The following is a 25873-nucleotide window of genomic DNA, read 5'->3' as shown; positions in this document are numbered from 1 at the left end:
TGGGCGCACCCGCTGGACTGCACCCAGCCTGTCCAACAGTACCTGCTTTTCACCGCCAACAGGACACACAGTGATGAAACAACCACCCGTTCTCCGAGATGAGGGCTTGACACTGCGCATGGCCAACGATAGTGATATCCATACGTTGGTTGAATTTTACCAACGCAACCAAGCCTTCCTGCAGCCCTTTTCGCCCCCATGGCCTGATTCGATGCTGGAATTGGAGGCATGGCCTGCTCGGTTGACCAGTCAATGGGATGAATTCCTACAAGGCCGTGGTTGTAAGCTCTATGTGTTCGATGGAAGGCAAGTCATCGGCTCGATTGGCATTTCCGGCATCCAACGCGGGCCGTTTCAGGCCTGCTTCATTGGCTATGAGCTGGACGAGCATGCGCAAGGTAAAGGCATCGCCACCCGCGCCGTCCGGTTGGTCGTCGATTATGCATTTACCGAGTTGGGCATGCACCGCGTCCAGGCCAACTACATGCCAACCAACGAGCGCAGCGGCAATCTGCTCAGGCGACTGGGCTTTACGGTGGAAGGCTATGCGCGAGATTACCTGTATATCAACGGCAAGTGGGCCGACCATATACTGACGTCGCTGACCAATACCAACATGTTGAAACCCTGACCTGCAGGCAGCGGCTGCATGGATCAGACATGGCACAAAACAAAAGGCAGCCGAGGCTGCCTTTTTGTTGATCTGGACATCACCTACATCATTTCTTGATGGCCCGGTGGCCGATGTCCTTACGGTATTGCATGCCAGCAAAACTGATCTGTTCGGCCATCTCGTAGGCACGCTTCTGTGCAATGCGGACGCTATCCCCTAACGCTGTGACACACAATACACGCCCACCGCTGACGACAACCTGTCGCTGATCATTCAACACTGTGCCCGCATGAAAGACATGGGCATCTTCGTTGTCTTTCGCATTGCACGCAATGACATCTCCCTTGCGCGGGCTGTCTGGATACCCGGCAGCGGCCAATACCACGCCCAATGCCACCCGGCGATCCCACTCTGCCTCTGCCTTGTCCAAACGACTCTCCACAGCAGCCTCCACCAGATCCACCAGATCTGACTTCAGGCGGAACATGATGGGTTGGGTTTCCGGATCACCCATACGGCAGTTGAATTCGACAACATTGACCTTGCCATCTTCGCTGATCATCAGCCCTGCATACAGAAAGCCGGTATAGGGAATGCCGTCTTTTGCCATACCCGCCACTGTAGGCAGGATCACCTCTCGCATCACCCGAGCATGGACTTCCGGAGTGACGATCGGCGCAGGCGAATATGCCCCCATTCCACCTGTATTCGGGCCTTGGTCTGCATCCAGCAGGCGCTTGTGGTCCTGGCTGGTGGCCAAGGCCAACACATGCTGTCCATCCACCATCACAATGAAACTGGCCTCTTCGCCAGCCAGGAAGTCCTCGATCACCACCCTTGCGCCCGCATCGCCCATCTTGTTGTCGAGCAGCATGGCGTCAATGGCAGCGTGCGCCTCATCCAATGTCATGGCGACAATGACGCCCTTGCCCGCAGCCAAACCATCTGCTTTGATCACAATCGGCGCGCCACGGCTGGCCACGTAATCGTGTGCCTCTTCGGCAACAGCAAAGGTGCGATACTGTGCGGTGGGAATACCATGGCGGGTCATGAAGGCTTTGGCATAGTCCTTGGACCATTCCAACTGTGCCGCACTACGAGTAGGGCCGAAAATCTTCAAACCCTCCGCTCGGAACGCATCCACCACGCCTTGCGACAAGGGCGCCTCTGGGCCAACCACGGTCAGCTCGATGTTTTCTTGTTTCACAAACGTGATCAGGTCTGCAATGGCGGTGATCTCGACATTCACCACCCCTTCTTCCTGTGCCGTGCCCGCATTGCCCGGGGCAACGTAAACCCGCTGCACTTTCGGCGACTGCGCAAGCTTCCACGCCAGCGCATGTTCACGACCGCCAGAGCCGATGACCAGTACTTTCATCAAACAATCCTGTTCGAGCAATTCAAAAAAGGGATTCAGCCCCGCTCAGGCAGGGCCATGACAGTCCATTTCAATGACGGAAATGACGTGTGCCCGTCAACACCATGGCAATACCGTGCTCGTCTGCCGCTGCAAATACTTCCTCATCACGAACTGATCCGCCAGGCTGGATGATTGCTTTGATGCCGTTTTCAGCAATCACGTCCACACCGTCGCGGAATGGGAAGAATGCGTCCGAGGCTGCAACCGCCCCAGCCAGCGACAAACCCGCGCTCGCCGCTTTGATGGCCGCGATCTTGGTGGAATCCACCCGGCTCATCTGGCCAGCCCCAATGCCAGCCGTCTGGCCATTTTTTGCGAACACGATGGCATTCGACTTGACGAACTTGGCCACGCGCCATGCAAACAACAGGTCTTGCAGCTCGGCAGGGGTGGGCTGACGCTTGGTCACCACTTTCAATTCGTCCAATCCTACATTACGGATATCTGCGCTTTGCACCAGCAAGCCACCACCAACCCGCTTCAGATCATAGGGGTTGTGGCCCGCATCCAGCGGCACTTCCAACACACGCACATTGACCTTCTTGGACAACAAGGCTCGTGCTTCAGCGGTATAGGCAGGTGCGATCAACACTTCCAGAAACTGGGCGGAAACGGCTTCAGCAGTCGCAACATCGACTTCACGATTAAATGCGATGATGCCACCAAAAGCGCTGGTGGTGTCGGTGGCAAAAGCCAGCTTGTAGGCGGTCAGCGTGTCATTGGCCACGGCAATGCCGCAAGGGTTGGCGTGCTTGACGATCACGCAAGCCGTCTGGTCAAAGGTCTTGACCGCTTCCCAGGCTGCGTCTGCGTCAGCAATATTGTTATAGCTGAGCTCTTTACCCTGATGTTGGGTATAGCTGGCAATGCCGCCAGGCACAGCTGCCAGATCACGGTAGAACGCGGCCTTTTGGTGAGGATTCTCGCCATAGCGCATGTCCTGCACTTTTTCGACGTTGATGTTGAAACGATCAGGAAAATCAGCCGTCGGCTGGTTCTCATGATTACGACCCGTCAGATAGTTGCTGATTGCGCTGTCATAAGCTGCGGTATGGGAGAAGGCCTTGCAAGCCAGCTTATAACGGGTTGGCAGGCCCAATGCACCTTCGTTGGCCCGCATTTCTTCAATCAATGCGGAGTAGTCTGCGGCATCGGTCACAATGGCGACATGAGCGTGGTTTTTGGCTGCGGAGCGCACCATGGCCGGCCCACCGATATCGATGTTCTCGATCGCGTCGTCCAACGAGCAATCAGGCTTGGCAACCGTTTGGGTGAAGGGATACAAATTGACACAGACCAAGTCGATATTGCCGATGCCATGTTGTGCCATGGTGGTGACATGGGCAGCCAGATCACGGCGCCCCAGAATGCCGCCATGGATCTTCGGATGCAAAGTTTTGACTCGCCCATCCAACATCTCAGGGAAACCCGTGTAATCGGCCACTTCGATGACCTTCAAGCCCGCGTCCGCAAGCAATTTGGCGGTACCGCCGGTAGAGAGGATTTCGACACCGAAAGCGGCCAGGCTTTTGGCAAACTCCAGCACGCCAGTTTTATCGGACACGCTGATCAGGGCTCGTTGAATTTTGGTCATCATGGCAATCGTCGTTACGGGTGAGTCAGATTTGGATAAAGATCAATATAGATCAGCGCCTTATGCGAGATCGTATTCTTTCAGCTTCTTGCGCAAGGTGTTGCGGTTGATACCCAGCAGCTCTGCTGCTTTGGTCTGGTTGCCTTGGGCATGTGACAACACCACTTCAAGCAGCGGCTTTTCCACACAGGCCAGCACCATGTCATAGATGGCTGAAGGCGCCTCGCCATCAAGATCGCGGAAATACTGTTCCATCGCCCGCTTCACTGCGGTCGAGATTTGCTCGTTACCTTGCATACCTTTCCCTATTATGTCGATATTGCCAGCCGTGCCCGTTCAAACGGGTCTGACAGGTCTGGCCTTGGGCGCCGGAGATCATGCGCATCCTGTGTTGCCAGAAAGCATGATTGAAAGCACACCATCAGCGCGATCTGCCCATCTGGTGTACTGTTTCAGTCGTGCCCCTGGTAAGGTCCGGATAGCCCGTTATTCATGCTGCCAGTGGTTCAGACGCTGCTTCTTGCTCATACACCAAGCGCTCACCCTGTTCCGCAAGTTGGTCAAAATAGGCCTGCACAGCCTGATGCTGCTCGGTGGTTGACTCCAGCTGATACATGGCCTGTCGGAATTCGTTGGAACCACGCAGGCCTTTGGTGTACCAAGCAATATGCTTGCGGGCGATCCGCACCCCTGAATACTCGCCATAGAATTGATGCAGATCATCGAGGTGCTCTAGCAACACCCCGCGAATTTCAGCGACCGCCGGGGCCGGCAATAGCTGGCCAGTGGACAGATAATGGGCGATTTCACGAAAGATCCATGGCCGGCCTTGTGCGGCCCGTCCTATCATGATCGCGTCAGCACCCGTCGCGGAAAGCACTTCGCTGGCTTTCTGTGGTGTGCCGATATCGCCATTGGCAATGACTGGAATGCGAATACTGCGCTTCACCTCGCGGATCAGCTCATAACGGGCGGTGCCGTTGTACATGTCTTCACGGGTGCGTCCATGTACCGCCAGTGCGGCAATGCCGGCATTTTCAGCCAGCTTGGCAATGCGTAGGATGTTTTCCTCTCCGCGACGAAACCCAAGCCGGGTTTTCAATGTCACCGGCACATCAACCGCCCCAACCACGGCATCCAGGATTTCCGCCACCAGAGACTCATGCTGCAGCAGTGCTGAGCCAGCCATCACATTGCAGACTTTCTTGGCTGGGCAGCCCATGTTGATATCGATGATCTGTGCGCCATGCGCCACATTCACCCGAGCCGCCTCGGCCATTTGAGCCGGTATGCCGCCTGCGATCTGTACTGATATCGGTGCCATTTCACCTTGATGATCGGCGCGACGTTTTGTCTTTTCCGAACCCCAGAGCAGCGAGTTGGAAGTGATCATCTCGCTGACTGCGTGCCCTGCCCCAAAGCGCTTACACAACATGCGAAACGGTCGATCTGTCACCCCCGCCATGGGCGCAACGATCAGATTGTTTTTCAAGGTATAAGGGCCGATCTGCATGACGGTCTTTTGGGCGGAAAGGTGCGTATTTTAATCGTTTCAGCGCAACTCGCCAAAGACATTTTGCACATTTTTTAAGCGGGACTTTCCATATTCGGCATTTAGCACTTTTCAATTCAGGGATGCTGCGGTGCAGTGCAGACCAGGCAAATGACGAATGATGCGCCTGACAGCCGCCACAGGCTTGCAACGTGGGCTGAGGTTGATTCCGCTTGATGGATGGGCGCACCAAGCAGGTGATACGCCCACAGGCCCGATCATTGCGGAGGCAAGGTAATGACGCTTCCCATCGCCAAGGCTTGCTCGCGCGTCAGGTAATCCACCCGTATCGATTGCCGCAGTGATTTGACCAGTTGCTTTGCAGACTCTTCCCGACCCAGTTCGACCAAATACCGGGTAATGATCGGCTTGGCTTCGCTCAGGCTCAGTGGGCGGGGTTTGGCGGACAGAATGTTCAGTACCGTCAACGTCTGGTCATTCCCGGCAACCACGATCTGGCCAGGCTCCACTTGCTTCAGGTCTTCATATAGGTAGGCTGGAAATTGCTCCGGCCCCGCCGTCCCTTCAGCCGTGCGCAACTTATAGCCAACACGCTCCAGCCCGCTGACCAGCTCGCTCAATCCCAGCCCTGACTGTAAATCCTGCTTGAGACGGGACTCCAGGCCGGGCTTGGGTTCTGCGATCGATATGCTTTGGAAGCCAAACACACGTCTGGCGCTGAACAACACAGTCTGTCGATCGTAGTAGGCTGCAATCTCGGCCTCGGTAGGCTGCACCGGCCCGCGCCGCTCCAACAGCGCTTGCGCCAATACTTGACGGCGCGCGGCTTCCAATGCGTCTTTCACCATCGGGTCCTGATCCAGATGCTCGCGCTGCGCCTGACTCGCCAGCAGGTGTTGATCCACCATGTTTTCCAGCACCTGCTTGGCTGCGCCCTCGGGTTTACCACTGCGCTGCAGGGCACGATCCAATTCCACTTGGGTGATCAATGATTCATCGACTCGGACCAACGGCATGGAGGCGTCACCATTGCCCCCCACCCTGCCGCACCCAGCCAACACGCATGCCAAACATGCAGCACCACACAACCACCGCATCCTGCTCTCCTTATTCAGCCGCCGTCATGGTCGCACCATGCTGTCAACCCATCCACTGATCAGCTTGACCCATGGCTTGGCCCACTGTCATCTCAAACCGATCCGCCAAACGCACCCAAATAATGCCCCAAGATGATCAGCCCACCCGATATCAACAGCGCCCAAGCCAATAGATGGGTAAACTCGCTGACCTTGGCGCGTTGCGTGGGCTTGAGCACCCATCGGAATACCATGGCCAGCACCAGCGCCAGCAGGGCGAATTTGAACAATCGCCCCAGCATCAGCGCAACGCCAGGAAACGACGAGGATTGACCGGCACGCCGTTGTATCGCACTTCGAAATGCAGATGCGCGCCGGTTGACTTGCCGCTGGAACCCACCTCAGCGATCTTCTGCCCCTCTGCCACCTGCTGTCCTTTAAAGACCAATAGCCGAAGCGCATGCGCATATCGGGTGGTCAAGCCATTTGCGTGCTCCAGCTCGACTGTCCAGCCGAATTGGGGTGTCAACCCTGCACTTTTGACTTTACCTGCTTCCATCGCCAGAATGGCCGTCCCGATTGGTGCCTTGAAGTCGATGCCATTATGCATGGCCAATTTCCCGCTGACCGGATCGATCCGCAAACCAAAATCTGACGTGGGCTGAATCCCCGCAACCGGCAGCAATCGCTGCACGCCTTGTCTTTTCAGCTCTTTCAATTCTGCCAATCGCTCGCCCAAAGCCGTTGTCAGCACACTCAACCGGCGCTGCAACTCCTCATTTGACAAGGCTCCGATTGGCTGCAATGCCAATGCGACAGCAGGTGTCATCGCAGCAGCACTGTGTTGGTTGTCCGGCTGTGCCAGCAGCAGTGACTCCAAACGTCGCCATTGAGCCTGCAACAGCTCCAACCGGAGACGGAGATCGTCCTGCTCGAAGGGGTCATCATCCACGGGCCCGGGTGAATCGGCGGCCATCGGATTGGGCTCCCGCTCATGTAACACGCCATAACCAATCAGGCCAAAGCCAAACAACACAGCCGACATGATCAATAACGTCTGCCGCCGTTGCCGCTGTATATATCGAGTATCGGCTGGGGCTACCCGCCGTGGTAAATGGGGCTGCATGACGCGAATAACCGAGACAAGTCCAAAGCACAATCCAATCTTCCCTGATTATACGGCCTTCACAGCAGCACGTCCGTCACTCGGCGGAGTTCGCAGGCACCAAATACTTAAGCTCCAACCCGTAGATCATCACCCGCGAACCAACTACAGGCCATCAAAGCAACAACTCTATCTTGAGATTGCCGATGAAAAGCCTATCGTGATAGAGTTCCGCCCGTCCTAGGGGAGTAGCCGTTCCGCGAATATGACGGAAGCGCGTGTCAACACACTTGGTCGTCAGATCATGGCACGAGCGGCATCGATCAGCATCCTTTGCTGATCCGTTTGGCAAGACCTTCGACTCGATATCCGCTGGCTTGGGGCTGGGTGGGTGTCGGGTTGAGGTTTATGATCCAGCCCCTGAAGGAATCTCCATTGGAAGCTTTTCTGATCTCTACTGGTATTGTTGCGCTCGCTGAAATCGGTGATAAAACCCAGCTGCTTTCGTTGCTGTTGGCCGCGAAATTCCGCAAGCCCTGGCCGATCATCGCGGGGATCTTCGCTGCAACGGTCGTCAATCACTTTCTGGCGGGGCTGGCAGGCGCTTTGATCACGCAGTGGTTAGGCCCGGATGCCATGCGCTGGATTCTGGGTATTTCATTTCTAGCCATGGCAGGCTGGATGCTGATTCCAGACAAGCTGGATGATGAAGACACCAAAGTAGTGGATAACCTGGGCGTGTTTGGTGCGACAGTGATTGCATTTTTCCTGGCCGAGATGGGTGACAAGACCCAGATCGCCACCGTCGCCCTGGCCGCCAAATACACCACCTTGCTTCCTGTCGTACTAGGCACCACGCTGGGTATGATGCTGGCCAATGTGCCGGCTGTGTTGTTGGGTGAAGTAGCCGCCAAGAAGCTCCCCATCAAGTTGGTGCACATGGTGGCGGCGGTGATTTTTGCGATGCTGGGGATGGTGGTATTGCTGGGCTCCCAGCTGAGCGCATGGATTGCGTAATCTCCAATCCAGCACGCCGCCCAAGATCCGAACCTTGCCATCCAACACGAAAAGGCAACCCACCCCACAGGCGGGTTGCCCGGATCTCAACCAATCCGTGTTTCAGGCAGCGTGATTATTGATCCAAGCGAATCATATAATCGACTACATTCCCCCAGATCGGCTTGTAATTACAGTCGGTGGGCTGGAGCTGCCAAGACAAAATCGATCTGGCCGAGCGCGATGCACCACTCATCGGCTGTACCAGATTGATATTGGTGTTAGCTGCTGCAATCACCGCAAATTGCCAAGGCGGATTTTGCCCAGAGGCGTTGGCCAGATGTACGCTATCCATTGCCACAGGCAAAAACCCGCCCCCACTCCAGACACAGTTCAACACATACTCACGGCTGCCGGGCAGGGGGCTCCCGCCAAAGCCATAAGACTGCTTGACGCTGACCGGGCAGGCAAACATGCGCCGCTGCGGGTCATAACCACAACAAGACATCTCTTCATACCACAAGCTGCCACGATAGGATGTCTTCCCACAACTGGCCCCCTCTGGCAGGAGAAGCTTGGTATCTGGTTTTGAACATGGTGCAAATTTCTTGTACAGATCTGCCTCCAGCGAGAGCCGCTTCTCATCTGGCATCTTTTCAGCGCCATTGTTAATCATGATCTTGACGACTTCCTCCTTCACATTGGCCGGGCAGGTTCCGTCTGCCCGGGCACCCTGGCTGATGAACAGACTACCTGCCAGCATCGAGGCAGCCATGGCGGTGAATTTGAATAATTGCGTATAGGTCTGCATTTGAATTCTCCGATTCCACGACGATTGCTGCTGACAAATGTCATCGGTCAACATGGCAGCCAGCCCACACGTGATGCTCGTGGGTACGCACCATTGCCAAGGGTCTGAAAGCAGCACCAAATTTGAATGACAGCCGATGGCACATGCCATCGTTGGATTGGCCACATAAAAGCAGGGCGAAAGCCTCTGGCCCAAGGTGGCTTGGGCAGGATGTGTCGCTTCGTCAGAAGAATGAGGATGCGTACTGGGGCAGGACGAATGGCAGCTACAGAATCAAGGGAGTGCCCGACAGTAGTTCATTGGCGACAGACGGGATGAAAGAAATATGTCTGCATCCGGTGACAGAGACGAAGTCAATCTACTTCAGCAAATAAAACTGTTCAATCAACCAATCTCAGTACGGTGGGATGAGTTTGATGGAAGCGTTTTTCCACCTTGATCTCAGCACAACTACCGTTTGTCGGATCAGGTCGGAATCATCTCAAAACGTACCCAATCCAATAACAATTAACTTATTGTGAATATCGGTAATTATTCAAATAAAAGGCAGCCTTTGGCTGCCTTTGGCTCACTCGCCTTCAAATTCACACACAGTGAACAAGGGAATGCCTTGCGCTTTGATCAGTTGCGAGCCGCCCAACTCCGGCAGATCCACAATCGCCGCAGCCTCCACCACATTGGCGCCGATCCGGTTGAGCAATTTGGCGGCTGCAATCATGGTGCCGCCTGTCGCAATCAAATCATCGATCAGCAACACGCGATCACCGGCACGACAAGCATCGGTGTGGATTTCAACGGTGGCACTACCATACTCCAGCTCGTATTCTTCGCTGACCGTCATATAGGGCAGCTTGCCCTTTTTGCGGATAGGCACAAATCCCAAATTCAATTCATAGGCAACCACCGCACCCAAGATAAAGCCACGCGCATCCACCCCCGCCACCAGATCCAGGCCCTGATCCATATAGCGGTAAACAAACATGTCTACCAGCACACGGAATGTCTTGGGGTCTTGCAGCAGCGGGGTGATGTCACGGAACTGAACACCGGGTTGAGGCCAATCAGGCACCGTACGGATGCGGTCACGAATGTAATGTGGATCGAGAAACATGATGTTGACTCAAAGTTGATGGTGTATCCCCGCGCCAATCTGCCAAGCCATGCCGCACGCAATGCTGCCCTCGGTCTACACCGCAGACCAGCTGCTGCACCATGTATATGAAATGAAAAGGGGCGGGAGGAATCGAACGACAATAATTATGCGCCGGCCAAGCAACGACGCCGAGCACTTGCGCGCAACCCAAAAAAAGAGTGCCGGCTTACGCCGGCACAATCGTTGGGAGTCTCACTGCCCATTTAAGCAGATGGATCAGAATAAGGCAAATTTCATGACCCAGAGCGCGGCGATGGCAAGAACGGGTAGGCCGATATCCTTGTAGCGGCCTGCCATGATCTTGATTGCTGCGTAACTGATGAAGCCAAAGGCAATACCATCCGCGATCGAGAAAGTGAAAGGCATACCCAGGGCGGTGATCACTGCGGGCGCGGACTCGGTCAGGTCATCCCAGTTGATTTCCGCCAGACCACGTGCCATCAGCACGGCGATATAGCACAGTGCGGGCGCAGTGGCGTAGGCTGGCACGGTGCCAGCCAGCGGCGACAGCCACAACGCCGCCAGGAACAGGATGGCTACGACAACTGAGGTCAAACCGGTGCGGCCACCAACTGCGGTACCGGCTGCAGATTCAATGTAGGCGGTGCAGCTGGAGGTACCCAGGGCAGCACCAGCCACGATCGCGGTGGAATCAGCCAACAATGCACGTTTCAAGCGAGGCAGCTTACCATTGCTGTCCAACAGACCGGCGCGATGTGACACCCCGACCAATGTACCTGTCGTATCGAACAGATCGACAAAGAAGAACACGAAGATGACGCCCAGCAGACCTGCATTCAAGGCACCCTGGATATCCATCTGCATGAAAGTGGGCTCGATCGATGGCACAGGTGCCACCACCCCTTTGAATTGCTCCAGTCCCATCCAGATAGCCAACATGGTGACGGTCATGATGCCGATGATGACCGAGCCTGGGACTTTGCGATATTCCAAGGCAACAATCAGCAAGAAACCGAATGCGGCCAGCAACACCTTGGGATCATGTACATTGCCAAGGGTGACCAGCGTCACCGGATGGCCCACCACCACGCCTGCATTTTTCAGGGCGATGATGGCAAGGAACATGCCGACACCTGCTGAAATAGCCAATTTCAGCGAATGAGGGATGGCATTGACGATCATTTCCCGCAATTTGAACAGGCTGACAAACAGAAAGATGACGCCTGACAGGAAGACCGCGCCCAGGGCAACTTGCCAGCTGACCCCCATGCCCTTCACCACACTGAAGGTGAAGTAAGCATTCAGGCCCATACCTGGGGCCAATGCAATGGGGTAATTTGCAACCAGACCCATCACGGCAGAGCCCAGTGCCGCTGCGATACAGGTCGCAACGAACACGGCATTCTGATCCATGCCGGTGGCCGACAGGATGGCGGGGTTTACGAAAATGATGTACGCCATCGTCAGGAAGGTCGTAAATCCGGCGATAACCTCGGTTTTCACCGAAGTATTGTGCTCCTTGAGCTTGAACAGGGCGTCTAGCATGGTTTTCAGACTAAGTAAGGAGTTGATCGATATGCACCATGATAGGGCGTAACCTGTTGAAATTTCATCAACGAATTCATCATGGTGTTTTTTGAGCGCGCGAGACTACCACAAAATGCTGATTCAGGCTTGATTCAGATAAGTATAAATTTGCAGATCGAGAAGTAAAGAAACGGGCAGTGCGCTGCAAACGCCTGCCCGTACTAGGTTCTACTGAATGTCAGCCCGCTATGTCAGAAGCGGAAATTACCATCGGCCCGGGTCATGGTGCCGCCATGACTATTGCTGGTAGCCATCTCTCGGTTACCGCTCACAGTGGGCTGGTTACCTTCCCAAATGGCCGTACCGTTGTACTTCACATATTTATATTGGACCGCGCTATTGCAAGGCAGATTTTTGCTGCCAGCCCAGGTCACGTTGTTGCCAGCGCCTTGTGCAGTCAGTTTGAAGCCCTGCCCAGGCGCCCAATCCCCCAGTGCAGCTTGGTTGCCGACGACATACACACTTTGGCTGGCATCCGTATTGGCATTGGCGATACTGAAATTGACCTGGACGCTGCAGCTGTTGTTGCTTCCACCCTTGACCCACACCGCGTAATTTGTCCCAGATGTGGACAATGTCCAACCATTGCCGGGGCTCCAGCTGTTGGGGCCGATCTTGACTGCCACCTGCGCATCAGCACCACTGACAATTGCCGCATACAAGCCTTGCTGTGCCGCGACGATATTGACTGAAGAGGTCGAGGTGATGCCAGCCGCCTTGCGCACATCGATCAGGCTCTTGATATTGTTCCGCAGGTTCCAGTCGTAGACGTGGGCGTAATAGACGCTGGGAATGCCAGGATGGGTCAAGATGTAGGCGTAACCCTCCATGACCTGGCCACACGGCACCGGCCAGTGGCTCTGCCCATTGCCACAGCGCTCAGATGGGCCGGTATCATGGTTGTCCACAAAGGTGACCATTTTCTGCGCCCACCAGCCAATCCCACCGGCGGGTTTGCCACTGCCATCTTTCAGGCGCCAGTAGTCGCCGTGGGTCAATGCCTGATTCAGTAAACCCTTGGTGGTGAAATCGAAGGCGCCACAGGTGCCGCCAGTGCCATCCACATAGTTCATCAGCACTTTGCGATGCACATCCACATCGTTGTAATTCAGATCAGTCCAGATTTCGCCCACACAGAAATCGGGGGTCATGGCATCGTGGTACATCTTGGCATATTGTGGGCCGTAGCCTTTTGAATAATCGTAACGGATACCGCTGAAACCCAGGTTCTTCAGCCTGCCTCCGATCCAGCTCTTCAGATCGTTCTGCACTTGTGGCTGGGTGTGGTCGAGGTCACGTCCCGCGCTATAGCCATCACCGGTGTCGCTATTTCCACAAGCACCGCTCCATTCATCTTCTTTGACCACCGCATTGCAACCCCAAGTCGGGTTGGTGAAATCTGCCCAATTGGTTGTGCCGACGCGGTGATTGATGACCACATCCACCACGGAATGGATGCCTTGATTCTTCAGGGCACCGATTGCATCTTTCAGCGCGGATTCTGAGCCATATTTGCTGTCCAGCACATTCAATTGTCGAGGCAGATAGCCCTCATTGGAGGCGGCATCCGATGGAGGAGGAAACCAGACGTGGGTGATGCCCAACGCCTTCATATCAGCCGCTTTGCCAGCCAGGTTGGCATACCAGCCGTAGTTGTAGTTCCAGGCATTCCAGTGAAAACCTTGCAGCAGAATCGCAGCGCTGGCCTTGGTCTGCTCGGTTGCCGCCATACTGGGCTGCGCCAAATGCGCCATGCCTGCCAATAAGGCAATGGCAAGAGGTCGTAATGTTGAGTGTGTCATCTAGGTCTCCATACCCGCTTGATGATGATCAGGCACATAACCTGTCATGTGCTGTGTCGAACAGGCTGGCAATCTTGTTTTAGGTAGATGTTTGATGCCGGCCCCTATCACATTGCCAGCCATCGCCTCACCACTGTGATTGACCGACAATGGGCGCAAGGTAACAGCTTCGTACACCTACTGATTGACAATTTGTGCGATTTCAAATCAGCCATCTCATTCATGCATCCATCACCCCAGCTCCACGGGGCGCATCGGATCTTCATGTTTGCCTGGCATGATGCAGAAAGCATGTTGTGACTCTACAATGCCGCCCTGTGCGCATGACTTGGCCAAGACGGGCCGGGCTTGAATCCAGGTGCAGCATGCACTGGATCATGAGCACTTGCCGACAACGCCACGGAACTGATCAGGTCAGGCCACACACCAAGGGCACGGGAAAGACAATAGCGTCATCCATTGACAGCTGCGCCTTTTGAAAGATCCTGTCGATGTCTTGCGGCATCATGCTGCAAAAGCCTGCACGACAGGTATGCCACGGCGCTTTTACCGGGCGGCACCTGCCGCCACATCGCAATGGGCCAGCAGTCACTGCGTCAACCGCATCTGGCCATCAGCACAACTTGTAGGGATATTGAATATGAGTGAGAACAACAAAATTGAATCATTTCTGGAAAAAGCCATTTTCCATAGCCGATGGTTGCTTGCACCGTTCTATCTGGCGCTGATCGGCGGGATCGTGGTCCTGTTCGTCAAGCTGATCAAAGAATTTAGCACCGTCGTCAATATTGTGATGGGGGGCGATGGCAATGCCGTCCTCTCCATTCTCAGCCTGGTGGATATCACCTTGATTGCCAATCTGTTGGTAATTGTGATTTTCAGTGGCTATGAAAACTTCATTTCCAAACTGGATGTCGCCCACAACTCCCCTGACAAACCGAGCTGGATGGGCAAGGTCACCTATGCCGATCTGAAATTGAAACTGATCGGCTCGATTGTTGCCATTTCCGCCATCGATCTCCTGAAAGCCTTCGTGAACATCGAATCCACCAGCCATGAGAACTTGGCTTGGCTGATCGGCATTCACATGACCTTCCTGGTTTCTGGCGTGTTGTTTGCGTTGATGGATAGATTATCCGGCAAGCACTGACCGTGACCCATCAACGAAGAAGCCAGCTTCCCAATGGCAGCTGGCTTCGACTGGCCCGCAGGGCGAACCTGACTCCCGGTTCGAAAATTGGCCGCACGCACACTCAAAATGGATAGTCGTAATCGACAATCAAAGGCGCGTGGTCTGAAAACTTAACCTCTTTATAGATACTGCCCTGCTGCGCTTTGGCGGCCAATGCCTGCGTTGCGATGTGATAGTCGATCCGCCAGCCCACATCCTTCGCATAGGCTTGCCCACGATTTGACCACCAGGTGTAGCCCGGCACGTCGGGGTATAAACGGCGCCAGACATCAGCCCACCCCAATTCGTCGAACACCTGACCAATCCAGGCACGCTCTTCAGGCAGAAAGCCCGAGTTCTTCAGGTTCCCCTTCCAGTTTTTCAAATCCAATTCGCGGTGTGCGATATTCCAATCACCACACAGCACGATATCGCGCCCCTCTGCAATCAAGGCCTGCAAATGGGGGTAGAAACGTGCCATGAAACTGAACTTGATCTGCTGTCGCTCTTCAGAACTGGAGCCAGATGGCAGATACAGCGAGATCACTGTCAGATTGCCGAAATCCGCCCGCAGATAGCGCCCTTCCGCATCGATATCTGCAATGCCCAGTCCTTCGATCACCCTGTCCGGAGCGCGTCGTGAATAAATGCCGACGCCGCTATAGCCCTTCTTCTCCGCACAATGGAAAAAGCCATGCATGCCATGCGGTGACCGCATCAGATCGGTCAAGTCGGCATCTTGGGCTTTCAGCTCCTGCAAACAGATCACATCTGCCGCCAACGCTGGCAACCAATCAAAAAAACCTTTATTCGCAGCAGAACGGATACCGTTCAAATTGGCAGACACGATTCGCATGAGCTGTCCTGTATTCATCCCATTGAAAAAAAGCGAGTGTAAAGCATGTCGCGCCCTATGCTATGCTATTTCATGGAATGCTAATTATCAGAGTCTTGCCATGCGCGATTTTCGTACTGACTTCATCCAGTTTGCTATCGAACAACAAGTGCTTCTGTTCGGCGAATACAAAACAAAAGCAGGTCGCCTTTCCCCCTATTTCTTCAACGCCGGGCTCTTCCATGATGGCCTGTCGCTCGCTCATCTGACACGCTTTTACGCAGATGCCATCCAGGCATCCGAATTGCAATTCGATGTCCTGTTCGGCCCAGCCTACAAAGGCATCTCATTGGCGGCAGGCACGGCGATTGCGTTGGCTGATCGTGGCCAAAATGTTCCTTTTGCCTATAATCGGAAGGAAGCAAAAGATCACGGTGAAGGTGGCACCCTGGTCGGCGCGCCGCTCAAGGGCAATGTGCTCATCATTGACGACGTGATCTCCGCAGGCACTTCAGTACGCGAATCGGTCAATATGATCGAGGATGCAGGTGCCAGACCCGCTGGCGTCGTGATCGCCTTGGATCGCATGGAGCGTGGCAAGGGCCAGCTGTCAGCCGTACAGGAAGTTGAGCTGGAGTATGGTATCCCGGTCATCAGCATCGCCTCGTTGGATGATCTGGTTGCCTATCTGGAAACCCAACCCGCGATGAAAAACAATCTGGAAGCGGTTGCCCGCTATCGTGCCGAGTACGGAGTCCACTAATGCGCAAATTGATCTCAGCCGGAATACTCTTCGCCTTGGTTGCATCCGTGGCATCGGCTGGTAACACCTATAAATGGGTTGATGAAAATGGCAAGGTACATTATAGCGATCAGCCCCCACTACCCCAGGATACCAAGTCGAAACCCGCTGAGTTGAATCGTGGTGGCGTGGTTGTGCGCAATCCCGAGCGGCAAAAGGCCGAGCAAGAAGCCAAGGTATCCCAGCAATCCGAAGAACAGCGCTTGAAAGAGCAGCGGCGGCGGGACAACGCCTTACTGAAAACATACACCAAACCGGAAGAAGTCGATCTGGTACGAGATCGTGCGCTGGAAGGGATCGATGCCGAAATCAAAGCATCCCAGCTGGGGCGTAAGGCGGTTGAAGAGCGATTGTCCAAGAAAGCCAAACAAGTCGCCAACCTGAAAGGCCGTAATAAACCCATTCCGCAGGACTTGCAGGACGATATCCAACATGATCAGGACGAGATGAAGCGTATTGATGATCTGGTCAAGACCCGCGAACAGGACAAGATCGTCGTCCGACAAAAATCTGAAGCGGATAAGGCTCGACTCATCGAGCTGTTGTCAGGCAAGAAAAACTGACGGCCACTTGATCTGGCCATCCCTGCCCAAGCGGCGTCGGATGGCCAGATGAAAACACCTTTGTATCCCACCCGCGTCACACTTTCGCCTTAAACTGCTTGTGGTATCTTACTGCACATGCGGTCGGGCTTCCGCAGGCTCTGTCAATAGCTGTCCGCATGCTACTCATGTTGTCAACCGTTCTTATTGAAAGGCCGCGCCATCATGACAAGCCACACCATCACCCTTCATCGAGTCATCAAAGCCAAACCGGAAAAAATCTATCGCGCTTTTCTGGATGCAGCAGCCATGGTCAAGTGGCTACCACCGCATGGATTCACAGGGGTCGTACATGAGCTGGATGCTCGGGTTGGCGGGCATTACAGGATGTCATTCACCAATTTTTCAACTGGGCAATCACATTCATTTGGTGGCCAGTATCTGGCGTTGGTTCCCAATGAGTACATCTGCAACACCGATAGGTTTGATGATCCCAATCTGCCAGGTGAGATGCGTACGACTGTCAAGCTGACAGAGGTATTCTGTGGAACGGAGCTGCAGATCACACAGGAAGGTATTCCAGAGTCCATCCCGCCGCAGGCGTGCTATCTTGGCTGGCAGGAGTCGTTGAACCTGCTGGTGCAGCTGGTTGAAGCAAACGTCCCTCAGGAATAATGCCACGTTGGCATCTCCCACCCGAATCGCCGCCATATCTGATCCCATACAAATCAGGTGTTGGCGGTGACTCTCTCATGTGGCTGAATTCGCCCCCAGCCTCACTTGGCCTGTCTTGACACTTGCATCAGGTCAGACCGGCCACCAGCTTACCCGCTGGCTTCGCCCCGAAACTGATCAACACCACCCATGGAACCATGTAGCGGGTACGCAGCTCTATCATGATTGGCTCAGGATTTCTGCCTCTTTGATCTAGCGCAAGGCAGCATTCTGAGCTGGTCATGTATACTCAACACCATGTACAATTGAGAACAATTCTCAATAATATTCTTATTTTTAAGTACCGCTGTTGTCTAAAAGGATTTCCCATGCTCAATCTACGCTCTGCCCTGCCCTTGCTTGCCGCCTCTTTGCTGGTTTCTACAGTCTATGCCCGTGAATACCCGATCGGGAAGCCCCAACAGAAGAATGGGCTGGAGGTGGCAGCCGTGTATCTGCAACCCGTCAAGATGGAGCCGGATGGCATGATGCGCAAGGCTGAGGAGTCCGACATCCACCTGGAGGCCGATATCAAGGCCCTGGAAAACAACCCCAATGGCTTCCCTGAGGGCAGCTGGGTGCCTTATCTGAATATCAAATATGAAGTCAGCAAGGTGGGCAGCAAGGACAAAATCTCAGGTGACTTCATGCCGATGGTGGCGAGCGATGGGCCGCATTATGGCGATAATGTCAAGCTGATGGGGCCAGGGAAATACAAGCTCAAGCTGACCATCTCCGCACCCGATGCCAATCCACACAGTCATTTTGGCCGCCATACCGACAAGGAAACCGGTGTCGGGCCTTGGTTCAAGCCGTTTCAGGTCGAGTATGATTTTGCCTACGCCGGCATTGGCAAAAAAGGCGGTTACTGAACTTGATGAGGCCTGCTATGTCACATCTTTCCTTGATGCTGGTCATGCTATGCAGCCTGCTTGGCCAGGCAGCCTGGGCAGAGGCGCTCCCCACTTTCAAGATGATTGCGCGTAATGGCAAGCTTGAGCCCAGCACACTGAGTGTGCCTGCAGGCCAGCGCTTCAAGATCGAGATCGAAAACCAAAGCAACAGCGCCATTGAATTCGAGAGCCTGCAGCTGCGCCAGGAAAAAGTCCTGGCGCCGGGGGCGAAGTCGTTTGTCGTGATTCATCCGTTGAAGCCCGGCAGTTATAAGTTTTTTGACGAATATCACCCGGCCACCAGCCAAGGGCAGATTGTCGCCAAGTAAGTGTTTTGCGGAGCAACATCATGGGTAATGCACTGTTCATCATCTGGCGTGAGTCCGCCGAGGCGATGCTGGTGGTGGGTATTTTGTATGCCTGGTTGAAGCGTCAACCGGACGGCCATAAGGGCATGCGTTACTTGTGGGGCGGGGTAGCCGCTGGCGTTGGCTTGGCGCTGGTCCTGGCGGCGCTGATGCTGGGGATGATGCAATGGCTTTCGGCGGACAGCATGGAGTATTTCCAGCTGGGCATGGTCACCGTAGCTGCCTTGCTGATCATGCAGATGGTGCTGTGGATGCGGCGCCATGGCCGCACACTCAAACGCGACCTGGAACAGGGCTTGCAACAGAATCTGGAAACAGCCAACTGGTGGGGCATGCTGACGGTAGTCGCCTTGGCGGTGGGCCGTGAAAGCGCTGAGACTGTCGTGTTTTTGTATGGTGTCGGGCTGGAGCAGCAAAGCCTGGCCAGCACGCTACAGGTAATTGCCATTGGCCTGCTCTTGGCGAGCGTCACCTTCTGGCTGCTACAGAAAGGTGGCCGCTGGCTATCCTGGCAGGCGTTCTTCCGGGTGTCAGAGCTGTTATTGCTACTGCTCGCCGGCGGGCTGCTGGTCAATGCTGCCGAGAAGATGATGAATTTTGGGTGGCTACCACCGCTGATCGACCCCGTCTGGGACAGCTCTGCTCTGCTGGATGACAGCACCAGCGCCGGCAATTTCATTGCCACGCTGACTGGCTATCGTGCCCACCCTGCGCTGTCTGTGCTGCTGGCCTACCTCACCTACTGGCTGGCCATGTGGGGGTTGATGCGGCGTACCAATCGTTGATCCCTAGCTGCCCGATGGCCGTTACCGGCTGGAGTTGTTGATGCCTGATTGTTCTTCGTTTACCTGCTCGCCCGCCCCGTTGACACGACCTGCCCGTTTCGCACGCTGGATGCGGGATCACAGCAGCCTGATCCGGCGCATTCAATGGGGAGTGGTCGCCGTATACCTGTTTCTGATCATTGTCCCTGCGCTGCGCCCGCTGCCTGACGATCACGCTCGTATCCTGAACGACTTGACCACCTTTGCGCAGTTCCTGTTCTGGGGGATCTGGTGGCCCTTTGTGTTGGTATCGATGTTGCTGATCGGTCGAAGCTGGTGTGGCGTTTTCTGCCCAGAGGGGGCATTGAGCGAGTGGGCCAGCCAGCATGGGCGGGGCGGAGCGGTACCAAAGTGGGCTAAATGGGGAGGCTGGCCTTTCGTCGCATTTTGTCTGACCACCATCTACGGCCAATTGGTCAGTGTGTATCAATACCCCAAGGCAGCCCTATTGGTGCTGGGTGGCTCGACCGTGGCGGCCATGGCGATCGGCTTGTTTTACGGCAAGGGTAAACGGGTCTGGTGCCGACATCTCTGCCCAGTCAGCGGCGTATTTGGTCTGCTGGCCAAGCTGTCACCGGTATACATGCGGGTGGATCGCCAGCGCTGGCAGCACACATCCACCGGGCGCGTCATCCCGATCAATTGTGCGCCGCTGGTGGATATCCGCCGCATGCAAGGCGCGTCGGACTGCCACCTCTGCGGGCGCTGTGCCGGTCATCGCGATGCAGTGGAGCTGGTGGCGCGGCGGCCCAATGCCGAAATCACGTCCGCATCCAGCCCTACCCCTAGCGCATGGGAGCTGGTGTTGTTGGTCTACGGCCTGCTTGGTGTCGCAATTGGTGCCTTCCAGTGGACGAATAGCACCTGGTTCATTGCCGCCAAACAAGGTATGGCCGAGTGGCTGATCGAGCGCGACATCCTATGGCCATTGAACGACAACGCGCCATGGTGGCTGTTGACCCACTATCCTGAGCGCAATGACTCATTCAGCTGGCTGGATGGCGGCATGATCGTTGCTTATATCCTGGCGGTGGCCATCATATTGGGTAGCTGGATTCTGTTATGGCTGACGATCAGCGCAGCCTGCCAGCAGGGGCCACTGAAAGACCGCCTGTTGCGTACATCGGACACGCTGATTCCCATGGCGGCTTGTGGCGTGTTCTTAGGCCTATCCGCCCTGACGGCGTCGCTCCTGAAAGCAGAGCACCTGTCGATGCTGTGGCTAGGCCCCACCCGCGCGGCCCTGCTGGGCCTGGCGACACTGTGGTCGGCTTGGCTGCTATGGAAGCAGACCCAACCACAACCGATGATCCATCGCATCCTGGCCTGGTTGGCCGTTTCCCCAGCCTGGGCAGGCGTCTTATACAGCTGGATACTGTTGTTCTGGTTATGGTGAAGCCGATAGCGCCTACCAACCTTGATCGGGCACCGGGATGCGCCCTGCGCGACTGCCCGGCGTAGCTTGTTCAGCTTACGACTTTTCCGGCAAGCGGGGTGAGCCAGCCCGCTCACCACCTTTACCCTCGCTGGTCTTCACTTTGTCACCCGGTTTGAGATTCTGCCCACCGGCAACCACAACAGAATCACCTGCGCTCAATCCCTCTACGACTGCCTGATCATGTTGGATGGATACCAGCGTGAGCGGCTTGGCCTTGACAGTCTGATCTGCTTGCAGCACATAGGCAAAACGCTGCTCTGGCCCAGTCTGCACACCCGCCACCGGGATCACCATCGCACCAGTCCGCTTACCCAACGACAGCTTGATCCGAGTGTAGGTCCCAGGCCATAGCGTCTTTTCCTGGTTCTCGAACTCGGCCTTGGCCCGGATCGTGCCGCTACGGGTATCAACCGTATTGTCCAGAAACACCAGCCGACCATGCGAAACGGGCTGAGTCTGCCCAGACAGGTAGGCATCCACCGCCAGGGGCGATACAGCCTGAGCCTGCATCACCTGCGGCAAGCTGCTTTCCGGCAGGGTGAAGCTGATAGTGGTAGGCGACATCTGCACCAAGGTCACCATCGCATTGGCCATACCGGGCTGCACCACGCTGCCAGGGAACACACTGACACTGCCCACCCGGCCAGCAATGGCAGCACGGATGGTCTTACGGCTGACATCGACTTGTGCCGCCTCGATCGCGGCGTTGTCCGCAGCCACTGCAGCCTTCAGGCCATCGACATTGCTCTGTGCCGTATCTGCCATGCTGGGTGACAAAAAGCCATCACGCGCCAATGACCGATTGCGTTCCAGCGTCCGCTCAGCATCGATCAATTGCGCTTGATCCTTGGCCAACTGCGCCTTTGCCCGGCTCAGTACCGTCCGCTCGGCATCATCATCCAGCAGGAACAACACCTCGCCCACCGCGACGTATTGCCCCTCTTTCACCGCCACCTTTTTCACCACACCAGCCAATTGCGGTTTGACATCCACCATTTGCAAAGGCGTCACGGTCCCGGTTGCCTCCATCTCAATCGGCACATCCGCCACCTGTACGGGCGCAACAACGACCCTCGCGGTGGGCTTACCACCTTTGTCGGCCTTGGCATGGCCGGTTTGTTGGTGGGTATGGCGATATATCAGGCCGCTGGCCACGCCAGCCGCCAATAGCAACACAATGACAGTCGTTTTTCTTTTCATTACGATTCAACACAATTCACGCTGGAAATTTTCAATCTGCGGCACAATCTCAGTCATCCAGATTCTGCTGACATGGTTTCATGGCTCGCACAGGTCTGATCAAGGCAGACAGCCCATTGTGAACGAAACCGGTGTGGTTTGTTCTCAAGCATTCGCCTATCGAGATCTTATTTGCATTTATTTACCCTTTTCCAATCAGCCCGATCAGCCACCACCAACCAGAAAGCCGACATGTCCACATCCGCCCCCGCCTCTGACAAGTTTACGCCGTTGCTGGGCTTGCTGCCGTTTCTCAAGCCCTATGCAACAAAATGGGTCTGGGCAGGCCTGGCCCTGATGATCGCCGCTGGTGCCACGCTCAGCCTGCCGGTGGCATTCAAATACCTGATCGATCTGGGCTTTGCCCCCGCCAATCGTGGCCATATCGATCAATATTTTCTGGCCCTGTTCCTGGTGTCGGTGGTATTGGCAGGGGCTACCGCGCTGCGATTCTATTTTGTGTCTTGGCTGGGTGAGCGGGTCACAGCCGACGTGCGCCGTGCCGTATACGACCATGTCCTGGGCATGAGCCCACAGTTTTTCGAAACCACGCAGACTGGCGAGGTGCTCTCCCGCCTGACCGCAGACACCACGCTCATCCAGACCGTTGTCGGCACCAGCCTGTCCATGGGCCTACGCAATGCGCTATTGCTGATCGGCGGGCTGGTCATGCTGACCGTGACCAGCCCCATGTTGTCGGCCTACATTTTGATCACGTTGTTGGTCGTGATTCTGCCGATTCTGCTGTTCGGGCGACGGGTTCGTCGCTTGTCAAAAGCCAGCCAGGACAGGATTGCCGACGCCAGCGCCCTGGCCGGTGAAATCCTGAATGCCATGCCGACAGTACAGGCATTCACACAAGAGCCAAACGAGCGGCAACGCTTTGGGCATTCGGTCGAGACTGCCTTTCTCGCCGCGCTGAGCCGGGTCAAGGCACGGGCCTGGCTGACCGTCGTGGTCATCGTGATGGTCTTCGCCGCCATCGTCTTTGTGCTATGGCTGGGGGCGCAGGCGGTACTTGCCGGGCGGATGACGGCAGGCGAGCTGTCTCAATTCATTCTGTATGCGGTTGTCACGGCGGGGGCGATCGGCGCCATCGCTGAGGTCTGGGGCGACCTGCAACGGGCAGCAGGCGCCACCGAGCGCCTGTTGCAATTGCTCGCAGCGGTGCCACCCGTCCAGTCCCCCCGCCAGCCACTTGCCCTGCCGACAGATGGGGACGGCATCCAGCTGGATCACGTCCACTTTACCTACCCATCCCGCCCGAATACCCCCGCATTGCAGCAGTTTTCCTTACACATTCGCCCTGGGGAGCATGTAGCTCTGGTCGGCCCATCGGGCGCGGGCAAAACGACCCTGTTCCAGCTGTTGCTGCGCTTTTATGACCCACAACAGGGCAGCATCCACATCAATGGCGTCGATACACGACAACTCGCCCTGGCCGATCTACGGCGCCATATCGGCATCGTGCTGCAAGACACGGTGATCTTTGCTGGCAGTGTCTTCGACAACATCCGTTTTGGTCGGGCCGATGCCACCATAGAGGAGATCAGACACGCAGCCGAGCTGGCCGCAGCAGCCGATTTCATCGAGGCGCTGCCCGATGGCTATGACACGTTCCTGGGTGAGCGGGGGGTTCGATTGTCCGGAGGACAGCGCCAACGCATCGCCATTGCCCGCGCCATCTTGAAAAACCCGCCCATCTTGCTGCTGGACGAGGCCACCAGCGCGCTCGATGCCGCTAGCGAACGTCAGGTTCAACTGGCTTTGGACAATGCCGCCAAATCAAGAACGACACTGGTGATCGCCCACCGGTTGGCGACCGTGCAGCAGTCAGACCGTATCATTGTGCTGGATGGAGGACGGATCGTAGCTGAGGGCACCCACCAAAGCCTGCTGTCCAGCTCGCCACTCTATGCCGAATTAGCTGCCCTGCAATTCGGTGAATCCGCCAGGCAAAATATTGTTCAATAAACAGCAACGGTAGATCACCGGGTTACCAATCACCCCTGACTTTGCATTTTTTGGCTTGAGAACGCACTGGACAGCGATATACAGGAAGCCTGATAATATCGGCTCAGGGAGCACGATTTGCCATGTGCTTTGCCTTTGGCACACATTGCATCAAACAAATTGAACGTATTTCTCACCTATCGCGATTCGACACAGATCGTTACGCCATGAAGGTCAATGACTCCATCACCTTCAACGCCGATGGCTTGTCTGGCATCGAGGTCAGCAAGACCGGTGCTACCAGTTGGCGGGTCAACTATCGCGGGCGAGAGGCCCGAGTCGAGGCCATTCGCTTTCATAACAGCCGGCCAGAAGAATTCCTGGTCTACCGTAAGGATCGAGCAGTTTCCGTTGCCCGTTCGCTACAAACCGCAGTCATCATGGCAGCCTCTGCCTGACTCTCAGCCCGCCATCGCCAGTTTTCGGCTACGCCAGAGCCCTTCGCCGCTGAATAGCAGCAAAGCCAGCCAGATCAAACCAAAACCCACCAATTTATCTTGATTGAAGGGCTCGTGATAGACAAACACCCCGATCAGGAATTGCAATGTCGGCGCAATGTACTGCATCAACCCCAGTGTTGTAAGCGTCAGCTGGCGGGCCCCAGCCCCAAACAACAGCAATGGTATGGCAGTCACCACCCCCGACCCCAGCAGCATGGCATTGGTGAAGGCATCAACATGGGCAAAATGCCCGCTGCCCTGCCACTCCGACCATAGCAAGAACCCAACTGCGGGCCCGCCGATCAACATAGTCTCCAGGGATAACCCCTCCAGCGAGCCCAGACTGGCCACCTTACGCAATAACCCATACATGCCGAATGAAACTGCCAGCGCCAATGCAATCCAAGGGAGCTTGCCCAAGGAAACGGTAAGCCAGATGACGCCGAGTGCTGCGATCGACACCGCCAACAGCTGTGCGGTACGAAGACGCTCATGCAGCACCAGACTGCCCAGCAGTACGCTGATCAGTGGGTTGATGAAATAACCCAGGCTGCTTTCGACCACATGCCCCGCGTTGACTGCCCAGATGTAGATGAACCAGTTCACGGACAGCAAAACCGACGAGGCGAGGAAGCCCCCCAGCACCCTGGGCGTACGCACCGCACCGTCAAGCCACGACCAATGCCGACGGATCGTCAGCACCCCAGCCAGCAGCAAGAGCGACCATGCCACCCGATGGGCCAATATTTCGAGTGCAGGAACGTGCTGAAGGGGCTTCCAATAGAGCGGGAACAATCCCCAACAGAAATAGGCACCAAACGCAAACAGCAAACCAAGTCGGGATTGTTGAGGCACGATGTAACGACCTGCCAAGGTCAAGGTGTCGAGTAAGCAGGCATTGTAGCGTCAATCGACATCACGATTCAGACACAGCAAGGGGCGCAATTTACCGTTACACCTCAT

26 protein-coding genes and 1 riboswitch are annotated in these 25873 nt (G+C 55.7%); of the genes, 12 read left to right on the top strand and 14 right to left on the bottom strand.

The window, feature by feature from the left end; all coding sequences use genetic code 11:
* Positions 1-73 precede the first annotated feature (73 nt).
* The gene (locus HNQ59_RS06320) at positions 74-631 is read left to right on the top strand and encodes a GNAT family N-acetyltransferase (protein ID WP_184036656.1); all 558 of its coding nucleotides are present in this window, start codon (positions 74-76) and stop codon (positions 629-631) included.
* 88 nt (positions 632-719) lie between these two features.
* Here HNQ59_RS06320 and purD read toward each other — a convergent pair whose 3' ends face one another.
* The 7 genes from purD to HNQ59_RS06285 all read right to left on the bottom strand — a co-directional run bounded on the left by purD (position 720) and on the right by HNQ59_RS06285 (position 7261).
* A complete protein-coding gene (purD, locus tag HNQ59_RS06315) occupies positions 720-1991 on the bottom strand; it encodes a phosphoribosylamine--glycine ligase (RefSeq protein WP_184036653.1) in 1272 nt (423 codons plus the stop codon).
* Positions 1992-2061: 70 nt separating this feature from the next.
* Positions 2062-3627, bottom strand: a complete 1566-nt coding sequence (purH, locus tag HNQ59_RS06310) for a bifunctional phosphoribosylaminoimidazolecarboxamide formyltransferase/IMP cyclohydrolase (protein WP_184036801.1) — start codon at positions 3625-3627, stop codon at positions 2062-2064.
* Positions 3628-3687: 60 nt separating this feature from the next.
* On the bottom strand, positions 3688-3924 hold the full coding sequence (fis, locus tag HNQ59_RS06305; protein ID WP_184036650.1) for a DNA-binding transcriptional regulator Fis: 237 nt from the start codon (positions 3922-3924) through the stop codon (positions 3688-3690).
* Positions 3925-4117: 193 nt separating this feature from the next.
* Positions 4118-5140, bottom strand: coding sequence for a tRNA dihydrouridine synthase DusB (dusB, locus tag HNQ59_RS06300; RefSeq protein ID WP_184036647.1), 1023 nt, complete (start codon positions 5138-5140; stop codon positions 4118-4120).
* A 257-nt stretch (positions 5141-5397) separates the two neighbouring features.
* Positions 5398-6237: an EpsD family peptidyl-prolyl cis-trans isomerase gene (locus tag HNQ59_RS06295; RefSeq protein WP_184036645.1), complete on the bottom strand. Its 840-nt coding sequence runs from the start codon at positions 6235-6237 to the stop codon at positions 5398-5400.
* Positions 6238-6329: 92 nt separating this feature from the next.
* Positions 6330-6518, bottom strand: a complete 189-nt coding sequence (locus tag HNQ59_RS06290; RefSeq protein WP_184036642.1) for a protein MIGRI — start codon at positions 6516-6518, stop codon at positions 6330-6332.
* A complete protein-coding gene (locus tag HNQ59_RS06285) occupies positions 6518-7261 on the bottom strand; it encodes a M23 family metallopeptidase (protein WP_184036640.1) in 744 nt (247 codons plus the stop codon). Before HNQ59_RS06285 ends, HNQ59_RS06290 begins: the two co-directional genes overlap by 1 nt.
* 291 nt (positions 7262-7552) lie before the next feature.
* Positions 7553-7746: riboswitch (yybP-ykoY riboswitch) on the top strand.
* 10 nt (positions 7747-7756) lie between these two features.
* Between HNQ59_RS06285 and HNQ59_RS06280 the strand changes: the two genes are divergently transcribed.
* The gene (locus tag HNQ59_RS06280) at positions 7757-8338 is read left to right on the top strand and encodes a TMEM165/GDT1 family protein (RefSeq protein ID WP_184036637.1); all 582 of its coding nucleotides are present in this window, start codon (positions 7757-7759) and stop codon (positions 8336-8338) included.
* Positions 8339-8453: 115 nt separating this feature from the next.
* Here the strand turns inward: HNQ59_RS06280 and HNQ59_RS06275 are convergent, their stop codons facing one another.
* The 4 genes from HNQ59_RS06275 to HNQ59_RS06260 all read right to left on the bottom strand — a co-directional run bounded on the left by HNQ59_RS06275 (position 8454) and on the right by HNQ59_RS06260 (position 13631).
* On the bottom strand, positions 8454-9128 hold the full coding sequence (locus tag HNQ59_RS06275) for a hypothetical protein (RefSeq protein WP_184036634.1): 675 nt from the start codon (positions 9126-9128) through the stop codon (positions 8454-8456).
* Between the two features lie 568 nt (positions 9129-9696).
* Positions 9697-10239: an adenine phosphoribosyltransferase gene (locus HNQ59_RS06270; protein ID WP_184036631.1), complete on the bottom strand. Its 543-nt coding sequence runs from the start codon at positions 10237-10239 to the stop codon at positions 9697-9699.
* A gap of 258 nt (positions 10240-10497) precedes the next feature.
* Positions 10498-11787, bottom strand: coding sequence for an NCS2 family permease (locus HNQ59_RS06265; RefSeq protein WP_184036629.1), 1290 nt, complete (start codon positions 11785-11787; stop codon positions 10498-10500).
* A 233-nt stretch (positions 11788-12020) separates the two neighbouring features.
* Complete coding sequence (locus tag HNQ59_RS06260; protein WP_184036627.1) at positions 12021-13631, bottom strand: glucan 1,4-alpha-maltotetraohydrolase domain-containing protein; 1611 nt, start codon at positions 13629-13631, stop codon at positions 12021-12023.
* 640 nt (positions 13632-14271) lie between these two features.
* On the opposite strand from HNQ59_RS06260, the gene HNQ59_RS06255 reads away from it, so the two are divergent.
* Positions 14272-14781 (top strand): TIGR00645 family protein, encoded by a 510-nt coding sequence (locus HNQ59_RS06255; RefSeq protein ID WP_184036624.1) that lies wholly within the window; start codon positions 14272-14274, stop codon positions 14779-14781.
* A 103-nt stretch (positions 14782-14884) separates the two neighbouring features.
* Here the strand turns inward: HNQ59_RS06255 and HNQ59_RS06250 are convergent, their stop codons facing one another.
* A complete protein-coding gene (locus HNQ59_RS06250; protein WP_184036621.1) occupies positions 14885-15658 on the bottom strand; it encodes an exodeoxyribonuclease III in 774 nt (257 codons plus the stop codon).
* A gap of 100 nt (positions 15659-15758) precedes the next feature.
* Here HNQ59_RS06250 and pyrE point away from each other — a divergent pair, with 100 nt between their 5' ends.
* The 7 genes from pyrE to HNQ59_RS06215 all read left to right on the top strand — a co-directional run bounded on the left by pyrE (position 15759) and on the right by HNQ59_RS06215 (position 21176).
* A complete protein-coding gene (pyrE, locus tag HNQ59_RS06245; RefSeq protein ID WP_184036619.1) occupies positions 15759-16400 on the top strand; it encodes an orotate phosphoribosyltransferase in 642 nt (213 codons plus the stop codon).
* Positions 16400-17002 carry a DUF4124 domain-containing protein gene (locus tag HNQ59_RS06240; RefSeq protein ID WP_184036616.1) on the top strand — a complete coding sequence of 201 codons (603 nt, stop codon included), beginning with the start codon at positions 16400-16402 and terminating at the stop codon, positions 17000-17002. Before pyrE ends, HNQ59_RS06240 begins: the two co-directional genes overlap by 1 nt.
* Positions 17003-17206: 204 nt before the next feature.
* On the top strand, positions 17207-17656 hold the full coding sequence (locus tag HNQ59_RS06235; RefSeq protein WP_184036614.1) for an SRPBCC family protein: 450 nt from the start codon (positions 17207-17209) through the stop codon (positions 17654-17656).
* A 368-nt stretch (positions 17657-18024) separates the two neighbouring features.
* A complete protein-coding gene (locus HNQ59_RS06230; protein ID WP_184036611.1) occupies positions 18025-18567 on the top strand; it encodes an iron transporter in 543 nt (180 codons plus the stop codon).
* 17 nt (positions 18568-18584) lie between these two features.
* Complete coding sequence (locus HNQ59_RS06225; RefSeq protein WP_246490874.1) at positions 18585-18917, top strand: cupredoxin domain-containing protein; 333 nt, start codon at positions 18585-18587, stop codon at positions 18915-18917.
* Between the two features lie 20 nt (positions 18918-18937).
* Entirely contained in the window at positions 18938-19741 is an 804-nt protein-coding gene (locus HNQ59_RS06220) for an FTR1 family iron permease (protein ID WP_184036608.1), read from the top strand.
* Between the two features lie 40 nt (positions 19742-19781).
* A complete protein-coding gene (locus HNQ59_RS06215; RefSeq protein ID WP_184036605.1) occupies positions 19782-21176 on the top strand; it encodes a 4Fe-4S binding protein in 1395 nt (464 codons plus the stop codon).
* 75 nt (positions 21177-21251) lie between these two features.
* Here HNQ59_RS06215 and HNQ59_RS06210 read toward each other — a convergent pair whose 3' ends face one another.
* On the bottom strand, positions 21252-22418 hold the full coding sequence (locus HNQ59_RS06210; RefSeq protein ID WP_184036602.1) for an efflux RND transporter periplasmic adaptor subunit: 1167 nt from the start codon (positions 22416-22418) through the stop codon (positions 21252-21254).
* 231 nt (positions 22419-22649) lie between these two features.
* Here HNQ59_RS06210 and HNQ59_RS06205 point away from each other — a divergent pair, with 231 nt between their 5' ends.
* Entirely contained in the window at positions 22650-24431 is a 1782-nt protein-coding gene (locus tag HNQ59_RS06205) for an ABC transporter transmembrane domain-containing protein (RefSeq protein WP_184036599.1), read from the top strand.
* 122 nt (positions 24432-24553) lie between these two features.
* Complete coding sequence (locus HNQ59_RS06200) at positions 24554-24868, top strand: hypothetical protein (RefSeq protein WP_184036597.1); 315 nt, start codon at positions 24554-24556, stop codon at positions 24866-24868.
* A gap of 3 nt (positions 24869-24871) precedes the next feature.
* Here the strand turns inward: HNQ59_RS06200 and rarD are convergent, their stop codons facing one another.
* Complete coding sequence (rarD, locus tag HNQ59_RS06195; RefSeq protein ID WP_343074209.1) at positions 24872-25765, bottom strand: EamA family transporter RarD; 894 nt, start codon at positions 25763-25765, stop codon at positions 24872-24874.
* Positions 25766-25873 lie beyond the last annotated feature (108 nt).

This window comes from Chitinivorax tropicus, from assembly GCF_014202905.1.
Lineage (GTDB): Bacteria > Pseudomonadota > Gammaproteobacteria > Burkholderiales > SCOH01 > Chitinivorax > Chitinivorax tropicus.
The sequence above is the reverse complement of the archived record's forward strand: the minus strand, read 5'-3'. Positions and strand labels throughout refer to the sequence as shown.